Genomic DNA, 20,842 nt, shown 5'->3' on the forward strand with positions numbered 1-20,842 from the left:
CGCACGAGCGCGTCGAGATCGCCGAGGTCGCGCAGCGACTTGTGGAGCTCTCCCGACATGAACAGGTGGCACGCGCAGTGGACCACCATGTCCTCGGGCGCGAGCACGCGGAGGGGCGAGCCCGGCAGCGGACGCGCGGCCGCCAGCAGCAGTCGCGCGTCTGGCCGAAGCCGGCCGGTGGGCGGCAGGATGTTGTGGTGCACATCGACCACGACCTGACGGTCCTTGTGCGCCATCGGCGGCAGCTCGTGCGACCACTCGCGATAGTAGCGGTCGTCGTACGCCGTGAGCAGGGTGGATCGCCAGCCCGCGCCCTGGAGCCTGGCCTCGACGTCGTCCAGCTGCTCCGCCGGAACCAGCAGGTCCACGTCGTTGAACTGGCGTCCGCGCGCCGCCGGCAGATCGGCGTGGAGATAGGCGGCCCCCTTGAGGAGCACGACGGGCAGCGGGGCGAGGACGCGGCGGAGCCGCGTGACCTCCCAGCGGATCAGGCGATGGTGCAGCTCGACATCGGTGCGCGCCGCTTCCAGCCGCGTGCGCACGCGTAACGGAGCTCCCGCCAGCACGCCGGCGTCGCGCGCGAGGGCCTCGAGCCGGGCCAGGAGACTGGCGTGGCGCGCCTGACGCAGGAGCACATCCCACTCCGCGGGGACGAGGCGCGCCATCGACGTGGGCTCGCGTAGCAGGCGCGCCAGGGAGGCGGCGTCCGTCACGGGAGCGGACGGGCTCGCGACCGGCTACGGCGACGCGGAAAGGTCAGGCGGTGGGCGTCGGAGGCGGCAGCGCGCCGAGGAGGCCCAGGGCATCGTCCAGGCTGGAGTACCTGAACTCGTAGGCGTCGCACTCGTCAATCATACGCGACAGCGCGCGGAAGCCCCGAATCCCCAGCGACGGGTAGTTGAACGAGCAGTCGGCGAGCCGAAAGAACGCGCGGGCCTTCGGGACGCGGGTGAGCGACGGCGCCGCCCCGGGGGCGAACACGGGGAACACGAGCCAGGCCGGCATCGCGGCCTCGTGCGCCTGCCGCACACTGTCCGCGGGCGGGCGGAGATGAGCCACCGTCCCTTTGTTGGTGTTCGGGACCGGCGTGCTCATGTGGGCATCGGGCGCCCATCGGCGTATCAGCTCGATGGAGGTGTTCTTCAGGCTGATCGGCCGGGGCCAGGGATCCAACGCGCCATCCCCGGGGCGGATCAGCGCGAACTCGTCCGAGAGGAGGCGCCACCCGCGCAGCGCCAGCCCCGCGCAGAGCGTGCTCTTCCCCGCGCCGGAGACACCGGGCAGCACGAGGGCACGGCCGTCCCGCTCCAGCACCGCGGCATGGATCATCACGTACTGGTTCGCGCGCGTCGCCGCACACCAGTTGATGCTCCACTCGAGCATCGGCACCGCCATGTCGAGGGGCAAGGGCTCGAAGGGGCGATCCTCGTCGAGGATCACCGTGGCCTGCCGGCGCCACCAGCGCCGCATCCCGAGCGGACCGGAAGGACTCAGCACCACCACGTGGAAGTCCGCCAGCCCGCCCCCTTCGTCCAGGGGATAGTCGCGGTACAGGCCGTGCACCTCGTCGACCAGGGCTGGGATGGGTGTCTCGATGCGCACGACGAAGGGGCCGGTGTCGAGGTCGAGCCCGCGACGCTCGAGGCGGGCGGCGAGGTCGCGGCGGTCGAGCTCCCCCAGCCTCACGCGGGAACCTCCTCGATCAGGCCGATCTCGCGGAATCGCTCGATCACCGCGCGCACATGCCCTTCGATTTCGGGGGCGGGGTCGGGCCCCAGGCGCGAGCCCACCCGTGCGACCAGGGAGGGCACGTCGGCGGGAAACTCCTCGAGCGCCTTCAGGATCTCGGCGGACAGGGCGTCGAGCAGATGCGTGTCGCCCGAGCCTTCATCGAAGACGACGAACTCATCGTCCCAGGACTTCCAGTGAAGGCGGGAGCCCTCGGAGAGCTCCCAGCGGACGGAGGCGGCGAGCGGCTCGGCTACGGCCCCTGGCTCCCGTTACTTTGTCCGGGCGGCAGCGGGCTGCTGCGACATGTTGTGGGACAGCGAGCTACTGTTGGTCTCGGGACCTGCGAAGGCGGCCCGCGCCTTGATCGACATGATGATGGGGGCGGCGGCAGCGGCTGCCTTCAGGACACGTCGCCGACTGGGCGACTGCGCGACGTCTTCCGCGCCTTTGCCCTGCGTCTCGTCCGGTCCTGGCTTGTTCTCGCTCATCGGTCGGGCTCCTCGGTCCTCATTGGGGATCGACCCCGGGATCGTGCCAGTTACACTACTCCCGCGGCATCCGGGATAAGTGCACGTTCCGTGCTCAGATTGGCTTTTGTTACTTTTCAACTACTTAAGGCCATGCACCGGCTGCACGCCCTACGAAAAGTCAAGCTTCCCGACACTTCCGCGTGGCAAATCTTCCCTAACGGCAGCGGGCCGGGGTAGGTCCTCAGGAGGCGCCAGCGAAGCTCTTCCCTTGCCCTCCCGATATCTGCTATTCCATACTCCTACTGCCCGGGTCAACTCCGCAGGGCTGGAGGACACCATGAACCGCCGCTGCACCATCGCACTGCTTGTTGCCCTTGTCCTGATCCTCACCGGGGTTGGCGTCGCGCGCGCGGCCGGCGAGCTCGGTCTGGCGACGGGAGGCGAGCGCGGCACGTACTACCAGTTCGGGCTCAATCTCCAGAAACTCGTCAAGGACAAGGGGATCGATCTCTCCGTCTACACGTCCAAGGGGTCGATCGAGAACGTCTACGCGGTCTACCAGAAGCCGAACACCCAGATGGGGATCGTGCAATCCGACGTCCTGGCCTTCGTGGCCCGCGTGCAGTCCGACCCAGTGCTCAAGCGGATCGCGAAGAAGACCAAGATGGTCTTCCCCCTCTACAACGAAGAAATCCACCTGCTCGGCCGGAAGGGGATCACGGACTTCGACGACCTGACGGACCGCCGGGTCGCTATCGGCCGCGAGGGTAGTGGCACCTATCTTACCGCGCGGCTGCTCTTCAAGGTGTCCGAGGTGCAGCCCAAGGAGATGGTGCTGATCGACACGGACGAGGCGCTCACCGCGCTCAAGGAAGGGCGCGTCGACGCGATGTTCTACGTGGCGGGCTACCCCGTGAAGCTGTTCAGCGAGGGCGTCAGCCAGGCCGACAACCTCGCGCTGGTCCCCATCACGAACAAGAGCATCACCGAGTTCTATCCGCGGTCCGAGATACCCGCCGGCACCTATCCCTGGCAGCCGCAGGCGCTCTCGACGGTCGCGGTCAAGGCGGTGCTCATCTCCTTCGACTTCCGCCGCCGCGACTGTGATCTGGTGGGGCAGTTCGCCCAGACGGTGTCCGCCAACCTGCCGTGGCTCGTGAAGAACGGCCATCCGAAGTGGAAGTCGGTGGATCTCGACGCGCCGCTGCGCGGCTGGGAGCAGTACGACTGCGTCGCGAAGTACCTCCGCAAGCCCGGGCAGCCCGCCGCCGCGAAGGCGACCGGCGGGAATCCGGTCATGGACGCCATCAAGGAGATGCTCAACGAGTGACAATGGCGACCTGACGCCGCGCCGGATCCGACTCGCGGATCTACGGTCGGCGGGCGCGCTCGGCCCCTTCCGGGCCGTCGCGACCCTGAACGCCTGGGGCACAGATTCATTGTTCCTGGCTGAGCGTATGACCGGGGGTGACCGCGTGGCCGTGCGCATGCTGGAAGGCGGCGGGAACGGCCGCGACGATTCCCTGCTCGAGTCGCTCCGCGAGCACGTGGTGCGGGTCGGCGCGCTGAGCGCGCGGTGCCCGGCGATCGCGTCCCTCCACGAATGTGGCCGCGCCGAGGGCGGCGGCATCTACCTGGCGCTCGAGCATCCCGAGGCGCCGACGCTGGCCGAGGTGCTCCAGCGCGAGGGGCAGCTCGATCCCAATCGTGCGGTGCGGCTCACTGTGCGCGTCGCCGAGGCGCTCGAGTCCGCGCACATGCTGGGGATCGCGCACGGCGGGCTCATGCCCCGGAACATCGTCCTGGGCGAGAACGAGTCGGTGAAGCTCACCGAGTTCGGCGTGGACTGGCTGCGTACGCGCGCCCGCGGCGCCGACGTCAACGGTGCGGGGGCCTCCCCTTATCTCGCCCCCGAGCAGCGGGCTTCGGGCGAGGCCTCCCCGCAGGCCGACGTCTACGCCGTCGGCGCCATCCTCTACGAGACCCTCGCCGGCCGGCCGCCGGAGCTGCAGTCGCCGTCGCGGCGCCGGGCCTCGATCCAGCCGCTCCGCAAGCTGCGTCCGGACGTCTCGCCCTCGCTCGAGCACGTCGTCACGCGCGCGCTCGAGCCCGATCCCGAACGCCGCTACCGAGACATGACCGATCTCTTCAACGAGCTCTGGAGCGAGATCAGCCCGTTCTCGGGCTCGAAGCCGGCCGGGCACGGTGCGCGAGTGCGTCGCGCGGACGGGAAGCGGACGCGTCTGATCGCGGTGGGAATCGTGGTCGGCGCCATCGCGGCCATCGCGCTCCTCAGCCGGCTGCTCGTGGCCGGGCCGCCCGCGCTCGTGTCGCCCGCGCGTCAGCCGGCGCCGCTGCCCGAGGTCGCCTCGCCCGCGCCGACGGCGCCGGCGCCTTCGATCGTGAGCGAGCCCGAACGTGTAGCCCCCGAGGCGCCGCCGCCCGCCGTGGCTACAACACCGCCCGCCATGGTCACGCCGCCGCCGCCCGTGGTCACGCCGCCGCCCGTGGTCACGCCGCCGCCCACCGTGGTCACGCCACCCCCCGTGGTCACGCCACCCCCCGTGGTCACGCCGCCGTCGCGCGTGGCTGCGCCAACGCCCGCGGTCACGCCGCCGCCCCCAGTGGTCGCGGCGCCGCGGCCCGAGGCGGTCCCGCCACCCCCGTCTTCACGCCCCGTGGCCCCGCGACCCACGCCGCCGGTGGCCCGCTCGGTCGTCGAGGCACCACGGCCGGCACCGCCTGCCTCTCAACAGGAGAAGCCGATCCGACCCGCGCCGCGCCCCGCGGAGACGCCGTCGCCCCCCGTCCCCGCCCCTGCCGTAGCGCTTCCCACCGCGCCTGCGGGTGCGCGTAACGCCGGCGAGGACGGTGGCGCCATCATCGACTGGCTCCTGAAGGAAAGCTCGAGCACGCGGCGCTAGCGCCCGCGCCCGCCGCGGTCAGCGCGCGCGGGTGTCCGCCTCGCGGATGAAGCGCTCGAAGGGGCCGGACACCCGCACCACCTCGTTCACCGGCCAGGCCCCGCGCGTCACCGTTACCATCAGCAGGTCGCCGGCGATGCCGGCGCGACGCGTCTCCGGGGTCACGGGAACGAAGGCGAGCGAGCGCGGAGCGTCGCCTTCGGCGAAGCGAGCGAAGTCGGCCTGCTGCCCGTCGGGCCCCAGCGCGAAGACGCGGCCGCCCTGGCGGTCGGCCACGAAGAGCCAGTCGCCGGGCCCGATGGTCATCCCGGCCGCCACCGGCCCCCGCAGGACCAGCACGCTCTGCCCGTCGGGCCGCATGCGCCAGAACTCACCCGGCCCTCGCTGCCACGGCGCTTCCGCCGAGCCGTCCGCCGCAATCCAGATGTCCTCGGCGCCTGCCGCGAGCAGTCGTGGGCGCGCCACCTGCACGACGCTCGTGTCGAGCACCGCGCCCTGGGCGTCGAGGCGCACCACCGTTCCCTGGACGCGATCGGCGACGAGAAGCGCCCCTCGCGCGTCCACCGCCACACCTTCCGGTTGCTTGAAGAGCGGCGCGGTGCCGCGTGGCGGGGTCCCCCCGGCCAGGAGCTCCGCGCGTCCGTCGACCAGGCGGTAGAGCACGCCCACCGCGCGATCGCGGTCGAACGTTGTCAGGAGGAGCTCGCGGCCCTCGCGGACGACACCGACCTGCGGGTTGGGAAGCGGAGGCCCGATCTGAAAGCGCGCCTCGCTCTGCGGCGTGAGGCGGGCGCCGCCGGGAGGAATGCGATACAGCCGCGTGAGGTCGTCGGTCTCGCCGCCGGAATACCGGCGGCCGCTGCGCGCCAGGTAGAGCACGCCATCCGCGTCGACCGTCAGCGTGGTGGTCGACGGAATGCCGGGCAACCCGCGCCACGTGTCGGTGGAGAAGCCCTCGCCGGTCACGTAGGTCTGCGCCGAAAAGCCGGGCGGCAGCGTGAACTCCGCGGCGGCGGCGGGAGCGACGAGCGCGAGCGCCGCGAGCAGGACGGACGTCAGAGCCGCGCGTGTGGGCGCTCGCATGGACGGATGAGACCATGTGGTCGCGGAGCACGCAAGACCCCGCCGCTCGGCGGGCCGGCGCAGGATGATAGGATGTCGCGCATGGGACTCGAGCAGCAGCTCACCGACACGCTGACCAAGGCCATCAAGGACAAGGACCTGCGCACCGCGGACGCCGTACGGATGCTCAAGACCAAGCTGCAGGAGCGGCGGACGGCCAAGGGCTTCTCGGGCACGGTGGACGACGCGCTCGTCCTGGACGTGATCGGGGCCTACCGCAAGCAGCTCCAGAAGGCGGTCGCGGAATACGACAAGCTCGGCGAGCGCGGAGCCGCCCAGGCCGCGCAGCTCCGCTTCGAGATCGAGCTCTGCGAGCGCTATCTGCCCCGCGGGATGGACGAAGGAGCCCTGCGCGCGCTGGTGGGGGAGCGCATCGCCGCCCTCGGCATCACCGATCCGAAGCAGGCGGGCCGCCTCGTCGGCGACGTGATGAAGAGCCACAAGGGCCAGGTCGAGGCCGGCGACGTGAAGCGGATCGCCGAGGAGCTCCTTGGAGGAGGCGCGTGATGAACGGAGTGACGCTGCCGACCGAGACCGTGTTCGTGATGGAGATGTCGCCGATCAAGTTCGGCCTGGGGGCGATGGACGAGATCGGTTTCGATGCCGCGCGCCTCGGACTCAGGAAGGCACTGGTCTTCACCGACCGCAACCTGGCCGCCGCGGGGCTCCCCGACCGCGTGCGCGCGCTCCTCGAGGAGCAGGGCATCAAAGCCGACGTCTACGACGGCGTCGAGGTGGAGCCGAGCGACCGGTCCATGGAGGACGCGGCGGAGTACGCGCGGACCAAGGAGTTCGACGGCCTCGTGGCGGTGGGCGGCGGTAGCACCATCGATACGTGCAAGGCCGCCAACCTCCTCACCTGCTACCCCGCGCCGCTGCTCGACTACATCAACAAGCCGGTCGGCAAGGGCGTGGCGGTGCCCGGCCCGCTCAAGCCGCTCATCGCGGTGCCGACCACCGCGGGCACGGGCAGCGAGACCACGGCGGTCGCGGTCACTCACGTCATCGACCAGAACGTGAAGGCGGGGGTGTCGCACCGGCTGCTCCGGCCCGCGCTGGGCGTGGTCGACCCCCTCAACACCGTGACCGCGCCCCCGGAGGTCACCGCGGCGGCGGGCGCGGACATCCTCACCCACGCCATCGAGTCCTACACGACGCGCCCGTACAACGCGCGCGCCAAGCATCATCCGCCCGACCGGCCCGCCTACATCGGCGCCAACCCGGCCAGCGACGTCTGGTGCGAGAAGGCGATCGATTACGTCGCCCGCTACCTGCGGCGCGCCGTGCTGAACGGGCTCGACCTGGAGGCGCGCGTCAACCTGGCGCTCGCCGCCAACTACGCGGGAATCGGCTTCGGGAACGCGGGCGTCCACATCCCGCACGCCCTCGCCTACCCGATCGCCGGGCTCGTGCGCGACTACGTGCCACCGGGCTATCGCACGCGTCACGCGATGGTGCCGCACGGTATGGCGGTGATCCTCACCGCGCCGTCCGCCTTCCGCTTCACGTACACGAGCGCGACGGAGCGCCATCTCCGCGCCGCCGAGCTGATGGGCGTGCCCGTGAGCGGGCTCTCCGAGGCCGAGCGGCGGGAGGCGCTGCCCCGGGCCCTGATCTCGCTCATGCGCGACACCGGCATCCCGAACGGGCTGAACGCGGTGGGCTACACCGAGCGCGACATCCCCGCGCTGGTGGAGGGCACGCTGAAGCAGCCGCGCCTGCTCGCGGGCGCGCCGCGCTCGGTAGGCTCGGCCGATCTGGAATGGATCCTGCGGGACTCGATGCGGCTCTGGTAGGGGAGAACGACCCCGGGCCGGCGCTGAGCGCCGACCCGGGACTGGCCCTAGCGGCCGAACTGGAGCTCGATCCAGCGCGGCGTCCGCGCCGGCTGGCTCGTCTTCGTGGCGCGCTCGTGCTCCGGCTCCGCCGTCGCCGCCTCGATCGCCGCGAGCCGCGCGGCCTCCGCGCGCCGCTCGCCCAGCCAGACCTCCACCAGTTTCTCGAGCACGTACGTGTTCACGTACATGGTCTCTCCTCGCTCAGCGCGCCGCCGCAGTGAGCGGCGTCACGAGCCGCGAACCGCGCGCCGACGTCGGCGCCGGCATGGGCGGCAGCAGGACGATCTCGAACGGCCGTGGACTCGCGTGCTCCATGGTGCGCTCCACGATCTGCACCAGCGGGCCAATCAGCGCCGGGCGTCCCGGCAACCGCAACCGCACGCACCAGCCTCCGCCCGGCCGGGCGGCGACCTCGGGCGCGGCCACCGCGCCCAGCTCGCGGTGGACGGCATCGGTCACCTGGATCTGCAGGGCCACGCGCCGCGCGCGGGCTCCGGCCCTCAGCTCCGCGAGCCACAGCAGCCCCACCACGAACCAGATCGGGCTCGTCGCGATCAACACCATCAACACCGTGGTCATCATGGCGCCCCCCTTTCCTCATTGGTGAGACACCGGGGGCCGCCAGGTGTGAAAGCGACGCGAATACGCGGGGCGGCTGCGGCGGGCGGCGACGGCGAAGAACGGTCAGGCGGGAAGCGGATGCAGATCCGGCCGGCACGACGTGCACGGGGCCAGGCCGGCGCCTTCCGCGCGGGCGCGGGAGGCGTACACGGTGAAGTTGCTGAGCGACTGCTGGCTGATCGTACCGCAGGTCGGGATGCAGTACTCGGTGTCGTCGAGGTGGCAGTAGTACACCGCGTCCCGATCCACGTGCGGACTCCGGCCGCCGCCCTTCAGGTGAATCCCCTCGAGCGAGAGGAGCTGCTGCTTGAGGCCGATCCGGTTTCCGGCATAGCCCACGAGGTCGCCGTCGCTTCCGACCACGCGATGGCAGGGCACCACGATGGGCAATGGATTGTGTCGCAACGCCTGGGCCACCGCCCGGCTCGCCTGCGGCGCGCCGAGCTCGTGCGCAATGCGCGCATATGACGCCACCGATCCAAACGGCAGGCGAAGCGTCACCTCGAGCACGCGACGCTGGAACTCGCTGCCGGCGAGGCGGAGATCCAGCGGCCAGTCGAGCCGCGTCCGCCGTCCCTGGAGATACTCCGTGAGGTCGCGGAACAGCCCCTCCGTGCGGGCGACATCCTCCACCGCCTCCGCGCCTCGCCGCGCGAGCTTGTTCCCCGCGCCACCGCGGCCCGAGATGTACTCGACCACCGACACGCCCTGCTCGGTGGCGCCGATGAGGATGGGACCCAGCGCCGACTCGAACACGCCGTAGCGCACGAGACGGGTCCGGAGATCGGCCAGTCGATGCTCCAGCTCCGCGCGCGCCAGTGTCGGCCCGGCTCCGGGCGCCGGCTCGCTGCGCAGCCCCGTCACCGCGCCCTCGATCTCCTGATAGCGCCCGAGCTCCTGCCGGCACTCCGAGCAGCCGGCGAGATGCGTGTCCACGCGCCGCGCCGCGGCGGGGCTCGCCTCCTCCATCGCCACCGCGATCAGGTCCGGCTCGACCTCACGGCACGTCAGGGTTTCGCGGCTCATGCGCTTGGCTCCCCTCTTCCCACCTGGGCGATGGCGAGGTCACCGAGCGCCCGGCGGACCTTGCGCAGCGCCTGGAACACGTGGGCGCGGGCACTCTCCGCGGAGCAATCGAGGCTCTGCCCGATCGCATCGTAGTCCAGCTCGTGGATCTTTCGCATGGTGAACGCCAGGCGCTGCTTCAATGGCAGCGCGATGACGATGGCGTCGATCTTCTTGCTTGCCTGCTCCAGCACCGCTTCTCCTTCCGGCCCCCCGCCGTCGCGCCGCTCGTCCCGCTGCCCGATGGCCTCGTGAGCCCGTCGGCGGCGCGCCTCCGACCTCCAGTGATTCCGGCAGAGATTGGTGGCGATGGCGAACAACCACGCGCGGACGTTCGCGTCCGGCGCGAGCCTTCCGTGCGCCCGATACGCGCGGAGGAACGTCTCCTGCGAGAGATCGTCCGCATCGCTCGGACGGCGGGTCACCCGCGCGAGGTACCGGTGTATCTCTCCGTGGTGGGCGGCCACCACGGCCTCGAACGCCTGATCTGCCATCACTCTACTCATGAGACCCCACGGGACCCGCGGCGTGAAATGGGCCTGCCGGGCCGTGAGCCATCGCCGTCAGATCAGCTGGTTATGTCCCGGTGGCTCAGAGCTGACCGGAGTCGCCCCAGGACGGCAGGAGGGCGCGGTAGGCGGGGTCCTGGTAGCGGTCCAGGTGAAACGCCTTCGCGTACGGGGGGAGCGGGCGGCCCACGATGTAGTCCGCGAGGAGGTCAGCGGCGCCGTTCGAGGCCATGAGACCGTAGCCCGAGAGGCCGCCGAGCACGTAGGCGCCGTCGAGCGCCAGGGGGCAGGCGAGGAAGCGGTTCTCCTCGGTCTTGGTGTAGTACCCACCGTCCACGAAGGTCCGGGGCAATCGGTCGGCGTAGCCCGCCATGGCCGGCAGCATGCGGGACAGGCCCCGGATCACGATCTCGGCGTAGGCCGGATCGAACTCGATGGGGAACTGCGGCTCGAGCGGCTCGATGTCGTACGTCCAGATGCCCAGCACGATGGGGCTGTCCGCCGGCCCCTCGGGCCGGCCATGCACGCCCGGGGGCAGCTCCTCGAGCAGCCGGCGGATGTCCGGCGCTTCCCCGAGCACTTCGCGCTCCTCGGCCGACCAGGGCAGGCGCACCGGATCCGTCCAGATCAGCATCGGCGCGTGTCGCGGCACCGCGCCCAGCGAGTCGGTGAACGCGACCTTGGCGTGCCGCTCGCAGAACACCGGCAGCTCCACGCCCACGAGGCGTCCGACCTCCCTCAGGAACGGCCCCGCGGCGACGACGAAGCGCGGCGTGGCGATGCCGACGGACCCGCCCGCGCTCGCGAGGCGCACCCCGCGCACCCGGCCCCCCGCCGTTTCCACCGACTCGACGCGCCCCTCGATCAGCCGGGCCCCCTTCTCCCGCGCGCGCTCCAGCAGGTACATGCCGAGCTGCTGTCCGCTGAACCAGCCGCAGCGGCGCGCGTGCAGCAGCGCCACCGTGTCCTCGGCGAGATACGGGAAGTGGCGCCGGATCGTGCCGGCGTCGGTGACGACGTCGGCGCCCACGGGCTCGCCCTCGAAGCCCTCCGCCGGAGCCGGCCGGTACTCCGCGCCCGGCGTGGCGTGCAGGCGCGCCACCCCCGCCCCGCGTCCGGCCGCCTCGCGGGCGGCGCGGACGAAGTCGGGCACGCGCGCGGGATCGGCGGTCGCGAAGAGATAGCCGCGCCGGTTCATGCGGAACACGTTGCCGCTCTCGCGCGCCAGCTCCTCGAGGAGATCGATGCTCCGGTTCATCAGCGCGACCATGTCGTCGCCGGGGCCGGGCCACCAGTTCCGGTAGGATTCGGTGGACTTATCGCTGGTGAGTGAGAGCGGGGGACGCTCGTCCACGATCACGACATTGGCCATCCCGCGGCGAACCGCCAGGTGATAGGCGGCCGCGATGCCCGCGATGCCGGCCCCGCAGATGACGACCTCGGCCGTGGATACGCCCATGACGGACCGATCCTACCGCACCGCGCCCCGGCGCGGGCGCCAGTGTATGCTCGTCCCGAGGGAGGGCTCCCGATGCGCTGGCGAGACATGCGGGGCAGCGGCAACATCGAGGACCGCGAGGGCCAGGGGCCGGCGCGCGGCGGTCTGGGCGGCGGCATGAAGCTCGGCGGCGCGGGCCTTCTCGCGGTGGTCGTCGTGAGCTTCCTGCTCGGGCTCAATCCGCTCGACGTCCTCACCGGGCTCCAGGGCGGCGGGCCGCCCCCGATGGACAGTCCCGCGCCGGGCCCGGCTCCGGGCGGCGCCCCGACGGGCGCGCCCGACCCGACCAAGGAGTTCGTGGCGCGCGTGCTGGGCGACACCGAGGACACCTGGCGCGCCATCTTCCAGAAGCAAGGCCGCGAGTACGAGGCGCCGCGCCTCGTCCTTTTCCGCGGCGCCGTCGAGTCCGCGTGCGGCCACGCCAGCGCCGCGGTCGGCCCCTTCTACTGCTCGGGCGATCAACGTGTTTATCTCGACCGCGCGTTCTTCGAGGAGCTGTCGCAGCGCTTCGGCGCGCCGGGCGAGTTCGCGCGCGCCTACGTGATCGCCCACGAGATCGGGCATCACGTCCAGAACCTCATCGGCGTCACCGAGAAGGTGGCGTCCCAGCGCGCGCGGGGGGGCCGCGGGAACGCGCTCTCGGTGGCGATGGAGCTCCAGGCCGACTGCCTTGCCGGGGTGTGGGGGCACTACGCCAAGCGGCGAAACCTGCTGGACCCGGGCGACGTGGAGGCCGGGCTCCAGGCGGCCGCCGCCATCGGCGACGACCGCATCCAGCAGCAGTCACGCGGCTACGTGTCCCCCGAGTCCTTCACCCACGGCAGCTCCGAGCAGCGGGTGCGCTGGTTTCGCACGGGGCTGGACTCGGGCGAGGTGCGCCAGTGCGACACCTTCGCGGCAGCCCGGCGCTGATGGGCGGGCGCTGGAGTATGATCCCGCCAGGGAGGAACCCATGGCGATCTCCGCCGCGCCCCTGACCATCACGCCCCTGCATCCCTGCCTCGGCGCTCGCGTCGAGGGGGTAGATCTCTCGCGGCCCCTCCCCTCGGAGACGTTCCGGCGTGTCGCCGACGCCTTCGACGAGCACTCGGTGCTGGTCTTCCACGACCAGCGGCTCACGGACGCGCAGCAGAAGGCCTTCAGCGAGCAGTGGGGACCGCTCGAGACGACGCTGGTGTCTCCGGGCAAGGAAGGCCGGCTGGATCCCAAGCTCGTGGATCTTTCCAACGTCGACCCGGACCACGGCAGCGCGCTCATGGACTGGAGCGACCGGCGGATGATGTATCAGTCCGGCAATCAGCTCTGGCACACGGACAGCTCCTTCAAGCCAATCCCCGCGCATTCGTCCGCATTGTCCGGCCGGGAGATTCCGCCGGTGGGCGGCGAGACCGAGTTCGCGAGCATGCGTGTCGCCTACACCGCGCTCTCCCCGGTGGAGCAGGCGCGGCTCGAGGGCAAGGTGGTCGTGCATAGCATCATCTACTCGCGGAGCCTCATCGCGAAGGACCTGTTCGACCCCGAGCAGGCCCGGGCGCTGCCCGCGGTGCGCCATGCTCTGGTGCGCGCCAATCCCGCCCACGGCCGCAAGGCCTTCTACATCGGCTCGCACGCCTGGTTCATCGAGGGCATGCCGTACGCGGAGAGCCGGCGGCTCCTGGACGATCTCCTCGCGCTGACCACGGCGCCCGAGCGTGTCTATCGGCACGTGTGGCGGCAGTGGGACCTCGTCATGTGGGACAACCGCTGCGTGCTCCATCGCGGTCGCCCCTGGGACTCGGCGCGCTACCCGCGGATCATGCGCCGCACGACCGTGGCCGGCGATGGTCCCACCGCCGACCCGCCGCTCGCCGATCCCGCGAGCCTGCCCGCCCTCGACTAGCCGTCGAGGTGGGGATCGCGGGCGCCCGCCTGCGCGCCAAAGCGCGTGATCGCAAACGCCGCCACGTCCGTCGTCACCGGCTTGCCGAGCATCTGATCGGCGACGATGCGCCCGCAGAGCGGCCCCAGAGTGAGGCCGGTGGGGCCATGGCCGGTATTGAGGAACACGCCGCGCACGTCCGGCACCGGGCCCAGCACGGGGAGCGTGTCCACCGTGAACGGACGGAGACCCACGCGGATCTCGCGGATCTCCGCGCGCGCCAGCCCCGGCGCCACGCGCAGGGCCTCGTCGAGGACTTCTCGAACTCCCGCGGCCGTCGTCCGCGGGACGAAGCCCGACCCGCTCTCGCGCGTGGCGCCGGCCACCACCCGGCTGTCAGGCCACGGGACGAGATAGTGATGGTGGAAGGCATTGACCATCGGCCACTCCGACGTGTCGGTGCCTCCCAGGCCGAGGTGGATGATCTGGCCACGCTGCGGCGCCACGGGGATGGCGACGCCGAGCTGCCGCGCGAAGGCGTCCGACCACGCGCCGCCCGCGATGGCCACCACGCCCGCGCCGATCGTCTGCCCGCTCACCGTCACGCCCGTCACCGCGTCGCCCTCGAGCACGAGCCCCTCGACGCTGCCCTCGCGCACCGCGAGGCCGCGCGATTCCGCGGCGGCGCGGAGCGCCCGGTTGAGCAGCCGCCCGTCCACCCGCGCGGCGTCGCGCGAGTAGATCGCGCCGTGGACCGTGGCGAGCGGGGGAAAGAGCTCGCGCGCCTCCGCGGGCGAGATCTCGCGGAGCGCGTCGGGCCGCGGCCGGCCGGCCCGGCGCTGGCGCTCGAACACGATGCGCCGCGCCTGCACAAAGGTCTCGACCTCGTCGTCCGACACTGCGACCACGAGCTTGCCGCACCGTGCGTAGCCCGGATCGCCTGACTGCTCGCTTCGCAGCCGCTCCACCAGCGTCGGGTAGTACTCGACCGACTCCATGGCGAGGAAGTACCAGGCTTCGGGATCGCGGCTGTTGGTCTCTGGCGAGAGGATCCCGGCGCCCGCGTCGGTGGCGCGCCCCACGTCGGCGCGGTCCACGAGCAGCGTGCGGGCGCCTCCCGTCACCAGGTGATACGCGGTGGCCGCGCCGAGGAGCCCGCCGCCCACGACCACCGCGTCGAACGTCTCGATCACTCGCATGACGGCAGCGTAGGAGCGGGAGCGCTCCGCGTCAAGCCGCGCTCAGCGACGCATCGGCTGGTCTTCGGGAGCGCGGCGCGCGCCGTCCCGCCGCGCCTCGTCCTCGCTCGTGTAGCAGCGCGTCGGGCTCGCCTCCTCATAGAAGCGTCCGCCGGGCCGGTAGTAGACGAGCCCCGACTCTTCGGTGAGATAGCCCTTGATGGGATGCGAGGCGGGACACGCCCACGGCGTGACGGGCAGCACGCCTGCCCGCTCGTCGCTCCGCGCGGGGTCTGCCGCCAGCGCCAGGGTCATGACGGCAAGGAGGGCCGCCGCCAATCCCCTGCCCTTCCGGCCGGTCGCGCGGTATAGTCCCGGCATGTGCAGTGCTCGCGACGTCATGCCGAGCTCGCGTGACCCTGAGGAGACCCTATGAACTACACGCGTATCTCCGCCGATTGCCACCTCGACCTCCCCTGGATGCCGCCGGACCTCTTCACCTCGAACGCCTCCGCGGCCCTCAAGGATCGCATGCCCTTCACGAAGGATGGACCGGACGGGCCCTTCTGGACCTGCCGGAACGGCCAGTCGTTCGGATTGGTGAATGGCGTGGGCCCGGCCGGCCAGAAGTTCGTCCCCGGCATGCACCACCGCGTGGACGTGATGGCGAAGACCGGCCTCTACGACGACGGCAAGAAGGGCATCCGGCGGGTGAGCGATCCCCAGCTCCGCATCAAGGACATGGATCGCGACGGCGTCGACGCCGAGGTGATGTACGGGATCCTGGGCGCCGCCACCCGGCTCAACGACCACGAGGCCGCCAACGAGATGTTCCGCATCTACAACGACTGGCTCGTGGACTTCTGCCGCCACTACCCGGCGCGCGAGATCGGACTGGCCTGCCTGCCCTACGGCGACATCCCGGCCGCAGTGCAGGAGATCCACCGGGTCGCCAAGCTGGGGCTGCGGGGGCTGGAGCTCTCGTGCTCCTGGGACATGGAGCCGATGTGGCATCCCGCGTGGGAGCCCATCTGGAAGGCCGTGAATGAGGTGAACCTCCCGCTCCACTTCCACACCTTCCCCTCGCTGCCGCCGGGCAAGCTCGACTCCCAGACCGGGCTCACCCGGCGCGCGGCCTTCTTCACGGTCGTCTCGGGCTTCCAGATGAACCTGGTGAACATCCTCGCCGCCGTCATCGGCGCCGCCGTGCTCGAGCGCTATCCCAACGTGCGCATCGCCTTCGGCGAGAGCGGTATCGGCTGGATCCCCTACGCCCTCGATCGCATGGACTTCGAGTGGGAGGACCGCTTCCACGACCTCGGCCTCACGATGCGCCCCAGCGACTACTGGAAGCGCCAGTGCAAGGCGACGTTCCAGTTCGACCGCATCGGCACCAAGCTGATCGAGGACATGGGCGTCGAGACCCTCATGTGGGGCTCGGACTATCCCCACGGTGACGGCGTCTGGCCCGAGTCCACCCGCTACATCGACGAGCAGTTCGGGCACCTGCCCCCGGACGTGACGCGCAAGATCACCTGCGAGAACGCGGGGAAGTTCTACGGCCTGATCCGGTAACCGATCCGCGCCCGGCGGGGCACGCGAACGTTTCTGGACGGGGCTCGGCGGGCTCCACGCGTTCACCTGGAGACACGCCCGACGCTCAATGACTCACGATCAGGTTCTCTCGCAGGATGTTCGCCTCCAGCTCGAGCTCGTCGAGTCGGCTCTTGACCAGGTCGCCGATGCTGACGAGGCCGCAGAGCCGGTCGCCGTCGACCACCGGAAGATGACGCACACGGTGGCGCGTCATGCGTGCCATCACCGCGGTCACCCGATCCTCCGGCGCGCACGTGAGTACCGGGCTCGTCATCACCCGGGACACCGGCATCGCGAGCAGGTGCTCGCCATGCTCGATCAGCCCTCTAACGATGTCGCGCTCCGAGACGATTCCGAGGATGCGCGTGCGGTCCTCGCTCAAAACCACCAAGGCTCCGATGCCCCGGCCCTTGAGGGTCCAGACGACGGAGTAGAGGGTCGTCTCGGGCGTGGTCGACTCGACATGGCTTCCCTTGGCGCTCAGGATGGCGGCGACGGTCATCGCGAGCCTCCCCTTCTTGCTCTCTCTTGAACCGTAGACCCGTGTCCGGAGATGGTCAAGGCCGAGCCGAACGGCGGCATGCGACACGAGCACGCGACGGCGCGAGCTAGACGCGAATTCTGACGCCAGCGCGGAGGAGCGCCCACATGATGGCCCACCAGAGGGCCAGATAGGTGAGCGCGTAGGCGAGCGAGGCGTTCACGGGCGAGGCCCACGGCGCGAACACGTGGGTGAAGAGCCATGCCTGCAGGAGCCGCGGCGGCTCCCCCACGTGGATCAGGACGAAGAGCTTCGCCATCAGCGTCGAGAGGAAGTAGAGCGCCAGCGCGTTGACGCCGAACACCACGAAGGGCGCGCCCCAGCGTCGGACGCCCCTGACATCGATCAGCCAGTAGCAGAACGCCAGCACGACCAGCGCCCAGCCCGCGGTGAAGACCACGTAGGAGCTGGTCCACAAGGACTTGTTGATGGGGAAGACGAGACCCGAGAGCCAACCGACGGCGAGCCCGACGACACCCGCCCACGCGAGCCCCCGCGCCAGCACCGCGGGGGCGCGACCGCTGAGGAGCCACTCGCCAGTGAGCACACCCGCGAGCGCCGTCGCCGCCGCGGGCACCGTGCTGAGTATGCCTTCCGGGTCGAACACCTTCGCCACGCGCCACATGTGCGCCGAGCCGAGCACGGCGCGGTCGAGATAGGCCGCGAGGTTCCACTCCTTGCCGAGGTCGCCCGCGCCGTGGCCCGGCACCGGCACCAGCATCATGAGGGCCCAGTAGCCGAGCAGCAGCGCGGCCGCCCAGACGGCCTGGCCCCGCCACCCCGTCGCCAGATAGATGAGCGCGGCGACGAGATAGCAGACCGCGATGCGCTGGAGCACGCCCGGGATGCGAAGCGTCGCCCACTGGAACCACGGGAAGCCGTTCAGCACGATGCCGAGGGCGAAGATCAGGAGCGCGCGGCGCAGCACGCGCGGTAGGGCGGCGTCGGCGCCACCACCGGCGCGGCCGGCCAGCGAGAACGGGATGGCCACGCCCACGATGAAGACGAAGAACGGGAAGATCAGGTCGGTAGGTGTCCAGCCGTGCCAGTCGGCGTGGCGAAGGGGGGCGTAGATCACGCTCCAGGTGCCGGGATTGTTCACCAGCACCATCCCCGCCACGGTGATCCCGCGAAACACGTCGAGGGAGACGAGGCGCCCCGTCACCCTCCTACGTTAACTCATGGCCAGCACAATCTTGCCGAACTGTCCCGCCTCCTCCATCCGGCGGTGGGCCTGGGGCGCCTCCGCGAGGGGGAACACGCGGTCGACCACCGGCCGGAGCCCTCCGGCGTCGTAGAGGCGCAGCATGGCCTCGAACTCGCGCGGGCTCCCCATGGTGGTGCCCAGCACCGTGATCTGCTTCCAGAACACCGCGCGCGGGGCGAAGTCCTTCACCACCCCGGCGGTGGCGCCATAGGTCGCGATGCGACCTCCCGGCTTCAGGATGTCGAGGGCCCGCGCGAAGGTCTCCCCGCCCACGCTATCGATGACGACATCGGGGCCCTGGCCGCCCGCCAGCGCCACGATCTCGCGGGCCCAGTCCTGCGTGCGGTAGTTGGCGCCGCCCGCCGCGCCCAGCTCGCGCGCGCGGGCGAGCTTGGCGTCGCTGCCCGACGTGACGAGCACCCGCGCCTTGAGCTGCGCGGCGATCTGGAGCGCGAAGGTCGACACCCCGCCGCCGATTCCCGTCACGAGCACGGTCTCGCCGGCCCGCACGCGCGCCCGGCTCACCACCGCGCGGTATGCGGTGAGCGCGGCGAGCGGAATCGCCGCCGCCTCATCGAACGAGAGCCGCGCGGGCTTGGCGAAGACGTTGGTGGCGGGAATGCGAATGGCCTCCGCGTAGGTTCCGTCGTCAGGCAGGCCGAGGATGCGGAAGCTCGGGCCCGGCGCCTCCTCGCCTTCGCCCCAGTCGAGGCTCGGATTGATGACGACCGCGCGCCCGATCAGGCCCCGGTCCAGCCCGCGCCCCACCGCCGTCACCTCGCCCGCGCCGTCCGAGCCCAGGATGACGGGCTTGGCGAAACCCCCCGCATAGGCGCCGGTACCGCTGCGGATCCACACGTCTCGGTGGTTCAGCGCGGCCGCCTTGAGGCGCACGATCACCTCACCGGCCCCCGGGGTGGGATCGGGCACGTCTTCGAGCTTCAGGCGGTCGGCGGATCCGGGCTCACGCAGGACAACGGCGCGCATGGCAGGCCTCCTCGCGTCCGGCGCTCAGGCGAGGAGCCGACGGCCCGGCCGCACCATCATCCGGGTCATGGCTCCGCCCATCCAGGAGACGCCGGGCGGCAGCACGATCGACGTCGAGCGGACGAGATAGGCCTCGGCGTCCCGTCCCGGCGCGGGAGCGTCGCGCTCGCGAAGCGCGCGGGCGGCGGTCATCAGGCGCTTGCGCACCTCAATGATCGCGGTGTCGCTGGTGCCGAGGCGCTCGCGCGAGCGGTCGACGATCGCCCCCTGGCTCTCCTGGATGGCCTGATCCTGCACGCCGAAGCCCGGGATGCCGCAGTACATGCGCGTGCGATGCGACTCCCAGTCCATGTGATAGTCATTGGCGCGGTTGGCCGCCGTGCGCACGTCGCCGTAGGGCTCGGACGTCGCCGGGGCGTAGTCGCACACGTGCGCGCCGCCTCCGGAGGCGTGTACGGCGATCTCCTCGGCGGTGAGCGGGCGCTCGGTGTGCCAGGTCACCATCCAGTTCACCACGCGCGTGTCGTCCATCGGCACCCAGATGTGCGACTGCACGATGGGGTCGTCGATGTCGGCGGGCGGCATGGTGTGGAACGGAAGAAGGTACTGGGTGATGCGCCAGTACCAGCCCTGGGGATGCGCGCGGCGCGCCCCGATCACCACCCCATAGTCGGTGTCGGCCACCTCGAAGCGCGGGGCGCGATCGCCCGTCTCCACCGCCGCGCCCACGCCGAAGCTCGCGCGATCCATCGCCTGCGTCACCGCCGCGTCGTCGTGGCGAACGGGGGCATGAAGAAAAGAGATGTGGCTGGAGTCGATGCCGCCCTCCATGGCCTGGAACCAGTTGCACTCCTGAACCCGCTTGGAGATGAACGTGTGGCTCTGCGGGAGAAGCGTCCACTCGAGCTCGGGCAGCGCGGGCCGCGTGTCCGCCGGCCCCATGTAGGCCCAGATCACGCCGCCCTTGTCCACGCACGGATAGGCGTCGTGGCAGACCTTGGCGGCGAAGGCCGACTCCGGCGGCTCGCTGGGCATGTCCACGCACTGGCCGTCGAGGCCGAACTTCCAGCCGTGGTAGGGGCAGCGCATGCCGCCCGGCTCGTTCCGGCCGAAGTAGAGTGAGGCGCCGCGGTGGGGACAGAACTCGCCGACCAGGCCGGGCATGCCCTCGGGAGTGCGGTGGACGATGAGGCGCTCCCCGAGGAGGGCCACCCGTTTCACCCGACCGCCCGCCTCGACCTCGTCGGACCGCACCACGGGAATCCAGTAGCGCCGGAGCAGCGCTCCCATCGCGGTGCCCGGCCCGACCCGCGTCAGCAGCTCGTTGTCTTCCCGGCTCAGCATGGTGGTCTCCTCCGGCGGGGCAAGGGTAGCACGCGCCTGCGGCGTCGGTTTCACTCCCGTGGTCGCGCCGAACTCCTGTATACTACGCTCACGTGCACCGGTCACCCTCGAAGCCGTTCCGCTGTGACGTCGTGTCTGAGGACGTGACGGTATCGCTCCGCCGCCGCCGGTCGCTCCTCGGCAAGGGCGACCTCTACGTGCAGTGCAGCGAGGTGGACTGCCAGTACGTCGACACCAACGAGCCGCCATGCCCGCTGAAGCTCGATCTCTTCGCTGCCGAGATCGCCGCGCGGGAGCGCGAGCGCCAGGAGTAGAGCGGGACGACGCGCCCCGCGGGGGCCACCCCGCGGACG

General features: G+C 71.1%; 23 protein-coding genes and 1 pseudogene. 8 read left to right on the forward strand and 16 right to left on the reverse strand.

Annotation, left to right across the window (positions count from 1 at the left end; translation table 11 throughout):
* The 4 genes and pseudogenes from VFX14_21490 to VFX14_21505 form a co-directional block, all read right to left on the reverse strand.
* A partial coding sequence (locus VFX14_21490; GenBank protein ID HEU5192273.1) for a nucleotidyltransferase family protein occupies positions 1–713 on the reverse strand: 713 nt, incomplete at its 3' end.
* Between the two features lie 43 nt (positions 714–756).
* Positions 757–1,686, reverse strand: a complete 930-nt coding sequence (locus VFX14_21495) for an HprK-related kinase A (protein HEU5192274.1) — start codon at positions 1,684–1,686, stop codon at positions 757–759.
* Positions 1,683–1,904 (reverse strand): annotated as a pseudogene (locus tag VFX14_21500) (HPr-rel-A system PqqD family peptide chaperone). The gene VFX14_21495 and the pseudogene VFX14_21500 overlap by 4 nt, the downstream one beginning before the upstream one ends.
* Before the next feature lie 96 nt (positions 1,905–2,000).
* A complete protein-coding gene (locus VFX14_21505; GenBank protein ID HEU5192275.1) occupies positions 2,001–2,219 on the reverse strand; it encodes a hypothetical protein in 219 nt (72 codons plus the stop codon).
* Between the two features lie 319 nt (positions 2,220–2,538).
* Here VFX14_21505 and VFX14_21510 point away from each other — a divergent pair, with 319 nt between their 5' ends.
* Positions 2,539–3,531 (forward strand): TAXI family TRAP transporter solute-binding subunit, encoded by a 993-nt coding sequence (locus tag VFX14_21510; protein HEU5192276.1) that lies wholly within the window; start codon positions 2,539–2,541, stop codon positions 3,529–3,531.
* Between the two features lie 127 nt (positions 3,532–3,658).
* On the forward strand, positions 3,659–5,125 hold the full coding sequence (locus VFX14_21515) for a serine/threonine-protein kinase (protein ID HEU5192277.1): 1,467 nt from the start codon (positions 3,659–3,661) through the stop codon (positions 5,123–5,125).
* A gap of 18 nt (positions 5,126–5,143) precedes the next feature.
* Here VFX14_21515 and VFX14_21520 read toward each other — a convergent pair whose 3' ends face one another.
* Complete coding sequence (locus VFX14_21520) at positions 5,144–6,208, reverse strand: hypothetical protein (GenBank protein HEU5192278.1); 1,065 nt, start codon at positions 6,206–6,208, stop codon at positions 5,144–5,146.
* 72 nt (positions 6,209–6,280) lie between these two features.
* Here VFX14_21520 and VFX14_21525 point away from each other — a divergent pair, with 72 nt between their 5' ends.
* Together VFX14_21525 and VFX14_21530 are read left to right on the forward strand one after the other, a co-directional pair.
* Positions 6,281–6,754 (forward strand): GatB/YqeY domain-containing protein, encoded by a 474-nt coding sequence (locus VFX14_21525; protein ID HEU5192279.1) that lies wholly within the window; start codon positions 6,281–6,283, stop codon positions 6,752–6,754.
* Complete coding sequence (locus VFX14_21530) at positions 6,754–8,043, forward strand: hydroxyacid-oxoacid transhydrogenase (GenBank protein HEU5192280.1); 1,290 nt, start codon at positions 6,754–6,756, stop codon at positions 8,041–8,043. Before VFX14_21525 ends, VFX14_21530 begins: the two co-directional genes overlap by 1 nt.
* Positions 8,044–8,090: 47 nt before the next feature.
* Here the strand turns inward: VFX14_21530 and VFX14_21535 are convergent, their stop codons facing one another.
* The 5 genes from VFX14_21535 to VFX14_21555 all read right to left on the reverse strand — a co-directional run bounded on the left by VFX14_21535 (position 8,091) and on the right by VFX14_21555 (position 11,739).
* On the reverse strand, positions 8,091–8,273 hold the full coding sequence (locus VFX14_21535) for a hypothetical protein (GenBank protein HEU5192281.1): 183 nt from the start codon (positions 8,271–8,273) through the stop codon (positions 8,091–8,093).
* Between the two features lie 13 nt (positions 8,274–8,286).
* Entirely contained in the window at positions 8,287–8,667 is a 381-nt protein-coding gene (locus tag VFX14_21540; GenBank protein ID HEU5192282.1) for a hypothetical protein, read from the reverse strand.
* Between the two features lie 102 nt (positions 8,668–8,769).
* Entirely contained in the window at positions 8,770–9,732 is a 963-nt protein-coding gene (locus VFX14_21545) for a methylated-DNA--[protein]-cysteine S-methyltransferase (GenBank protein ID HEU5192283.1), read from the reverse strand.
* On the reverse strand, positions 9,729–10,265 hold the full coding sequence (locus VFX14_21550) for an RNA polymerase sigma factor (GenBank protein HEU5192284.1): 537 nt from the start codon (positions 10,263–10,265) through the stop codon (positions 9,729–9,731). The genes VFX14_21545 and VFX14_21550 overlap by 4 nt, the downstream gene beginning before the upstream one ends.
* 97 nt (positions 10,266–10,362) lie before the next feature.
* The gene (locus VFX14_21555; GenBank protein ID HEU5192285.1) at positions 10,363–11,739 is read right to left on the reverse strand and encodes an FAD-dependent oxidoreductase; all 1,377 of its coding nucleotides are present in this window, start codon (positions 11,737–11,739) and stop codon (positions 10,363–10,365) included.
* 72 nt (positions 11,740–11,811) lie between these two features.
* On the opposite strand from VFX14_21555, the gene VFX14_21560 reads away from it, so the two are divergent.
* Positions 11,812–12,690, forward strand: a complete 879-nt coding sequence (locus VFX14_21560; GenBank protein HEU5192286.1) for a neutral zinc metallopeptidase — start codon at positions 11,812–11,814, stop codon at positions 12,688–12,690.
* Positions 12,691–12,730: 40 nt separating this feature from the next.
* Positions 12,731–13,657, forward strand: a complete 927-nt coding sequence (locus VFX14_21565; GenBank protein ID HEU5192287.1) for a TauD/TfdA family dioxygenase — start codon at positions 12,731–12,733, stop codon at positions 13,655–13,657.
* On the opposite strand, the gene VFX14_21570 is transcribed toward VFX14_21565, so the two are convergent.
* Together VFX14_21570 and VFX14_21575 are read right to left on the reverse strand one after the other, a co-directional pair.
* Positions 13,654–14,835, reverse strand: a complete 1,182-nt coding sequence (locus tag VFX14_21570; GenBank protein ID HEU5192288.1) for an FAD-dependent oxidoreductase — start codon at positions 14,833–14,835, stop codon at positions 13,654–13,656. The genes VFX14_21565 and VFX14_21570 overlap by 4 nt on opposite strands.
* A 42-nt stretch (positions 14,836–14,877) precedes the next feature.
* Positions 14,878–15,195: a hypothetical protein gene (locus tag VFX14_21575; protein ID HEU5192289.1), complete on the reverse strand. Its 318-nt coding sequence runs from the start codon at positions 15,193–15,195 to the stop codon at positions 14,878–14,880.
* Positions 15,196–15,246: 51 nt separating this feature from the next.
* On the opposite strand from VFX14_21575, the gene VFX14_21580 reads away from it, so the two are divergent.
* A complete protein-coding gene (locus tag VFX14_21580) occupies positions 15,247–16,389 on the forward strand; it encodes an amidohydrolase family protein (GenBank protein HEU5192290.1) in 1,143 nt (380 codons plus the stop codon).
* 85 nt (positions 16,390–16,474) lie between these two features.
* Here the strand turns inward: VFX14_21580 and VFX14_21585 are convergent, their stop codons facing one another.
* The 4 genes from VFX14_21585 to VFX14_21600 form a co-directional block, all read right to left on the reverse strand.
* On the reverse strand, positions 16,475–16,912 hold the full coding sequence (locus VFX14_21585; protein ID HEU5192291.1) for a CBS domain-containing protein: 438 nt from the start codon (positions 16,910–16,912) through the stop codon (positions 16,475–16,477).
* Between the two features lie 106 nt (positions 16,913–17,018).
* Complete coding sequence (locus VFX14_21590) at positions 17,019–18,116, reverse strand: DUF5009 domain-containing protein (GenBank protein ID HEU5192292.1); 1,098 nt, start codon at positions 18,114–18,116, stop codon at positions 17,019–17,021.
* A 9-nt stretch (positions 18,117–18,125) separates the two neighbouring features.
* The gene (locus tag VFX14_21595; GenBank protein HEU5192293.1) at positions 18,126–19,145 is read right to left on the reverse strand and encodes a zinc-binding dehydrogenase; all 1,020 of its coding nucleotides are present in this window, start codon (positions 19,143–19,145) and stop codon (positions 18,126–18,128) included.
* Positions 19,146–19,169: 24 nt separating this feature from the next.
* The gene (locus VFX14_21600) at positions 19,170–20,489 is read right to left on the reverse strand and encodes a Rieske 2Fe-2S domain-containing protein (protein HEU5192294.1); all 1,320 of its coding nucleotides are present in this window, start codon (positions 20,487–20,489) and stop codon (positions 19,170–19,172) included.
* A 131-nt stretch (positions 20,490–20,620) separates the two neighbouring features.
* On the opposite strand from VFX14_21600, the gene VFX14_21605 reads away from it, so the two are divergent.
* Positions 20,621–20,803, forward strand: a complete 183-nt coding sequence (locus tag VFX14_21605; protein HEU5192295.1) for a hypothetical protein — start codon at positions 20,621–20,623, stop codon at positions 20,801–20,803.
* Positions 20,804–20,842 lie beyond the last annotated feature (39 nt).

Source organism: Candidatus Methylomirabilota bacterium (genome assembly GCA_035764725.1).
Lineage (GTDB): Bacteria > Methylomirabilota > Methylomirabilia > Rokubacteriales > CSP1-6 > DASRWT01.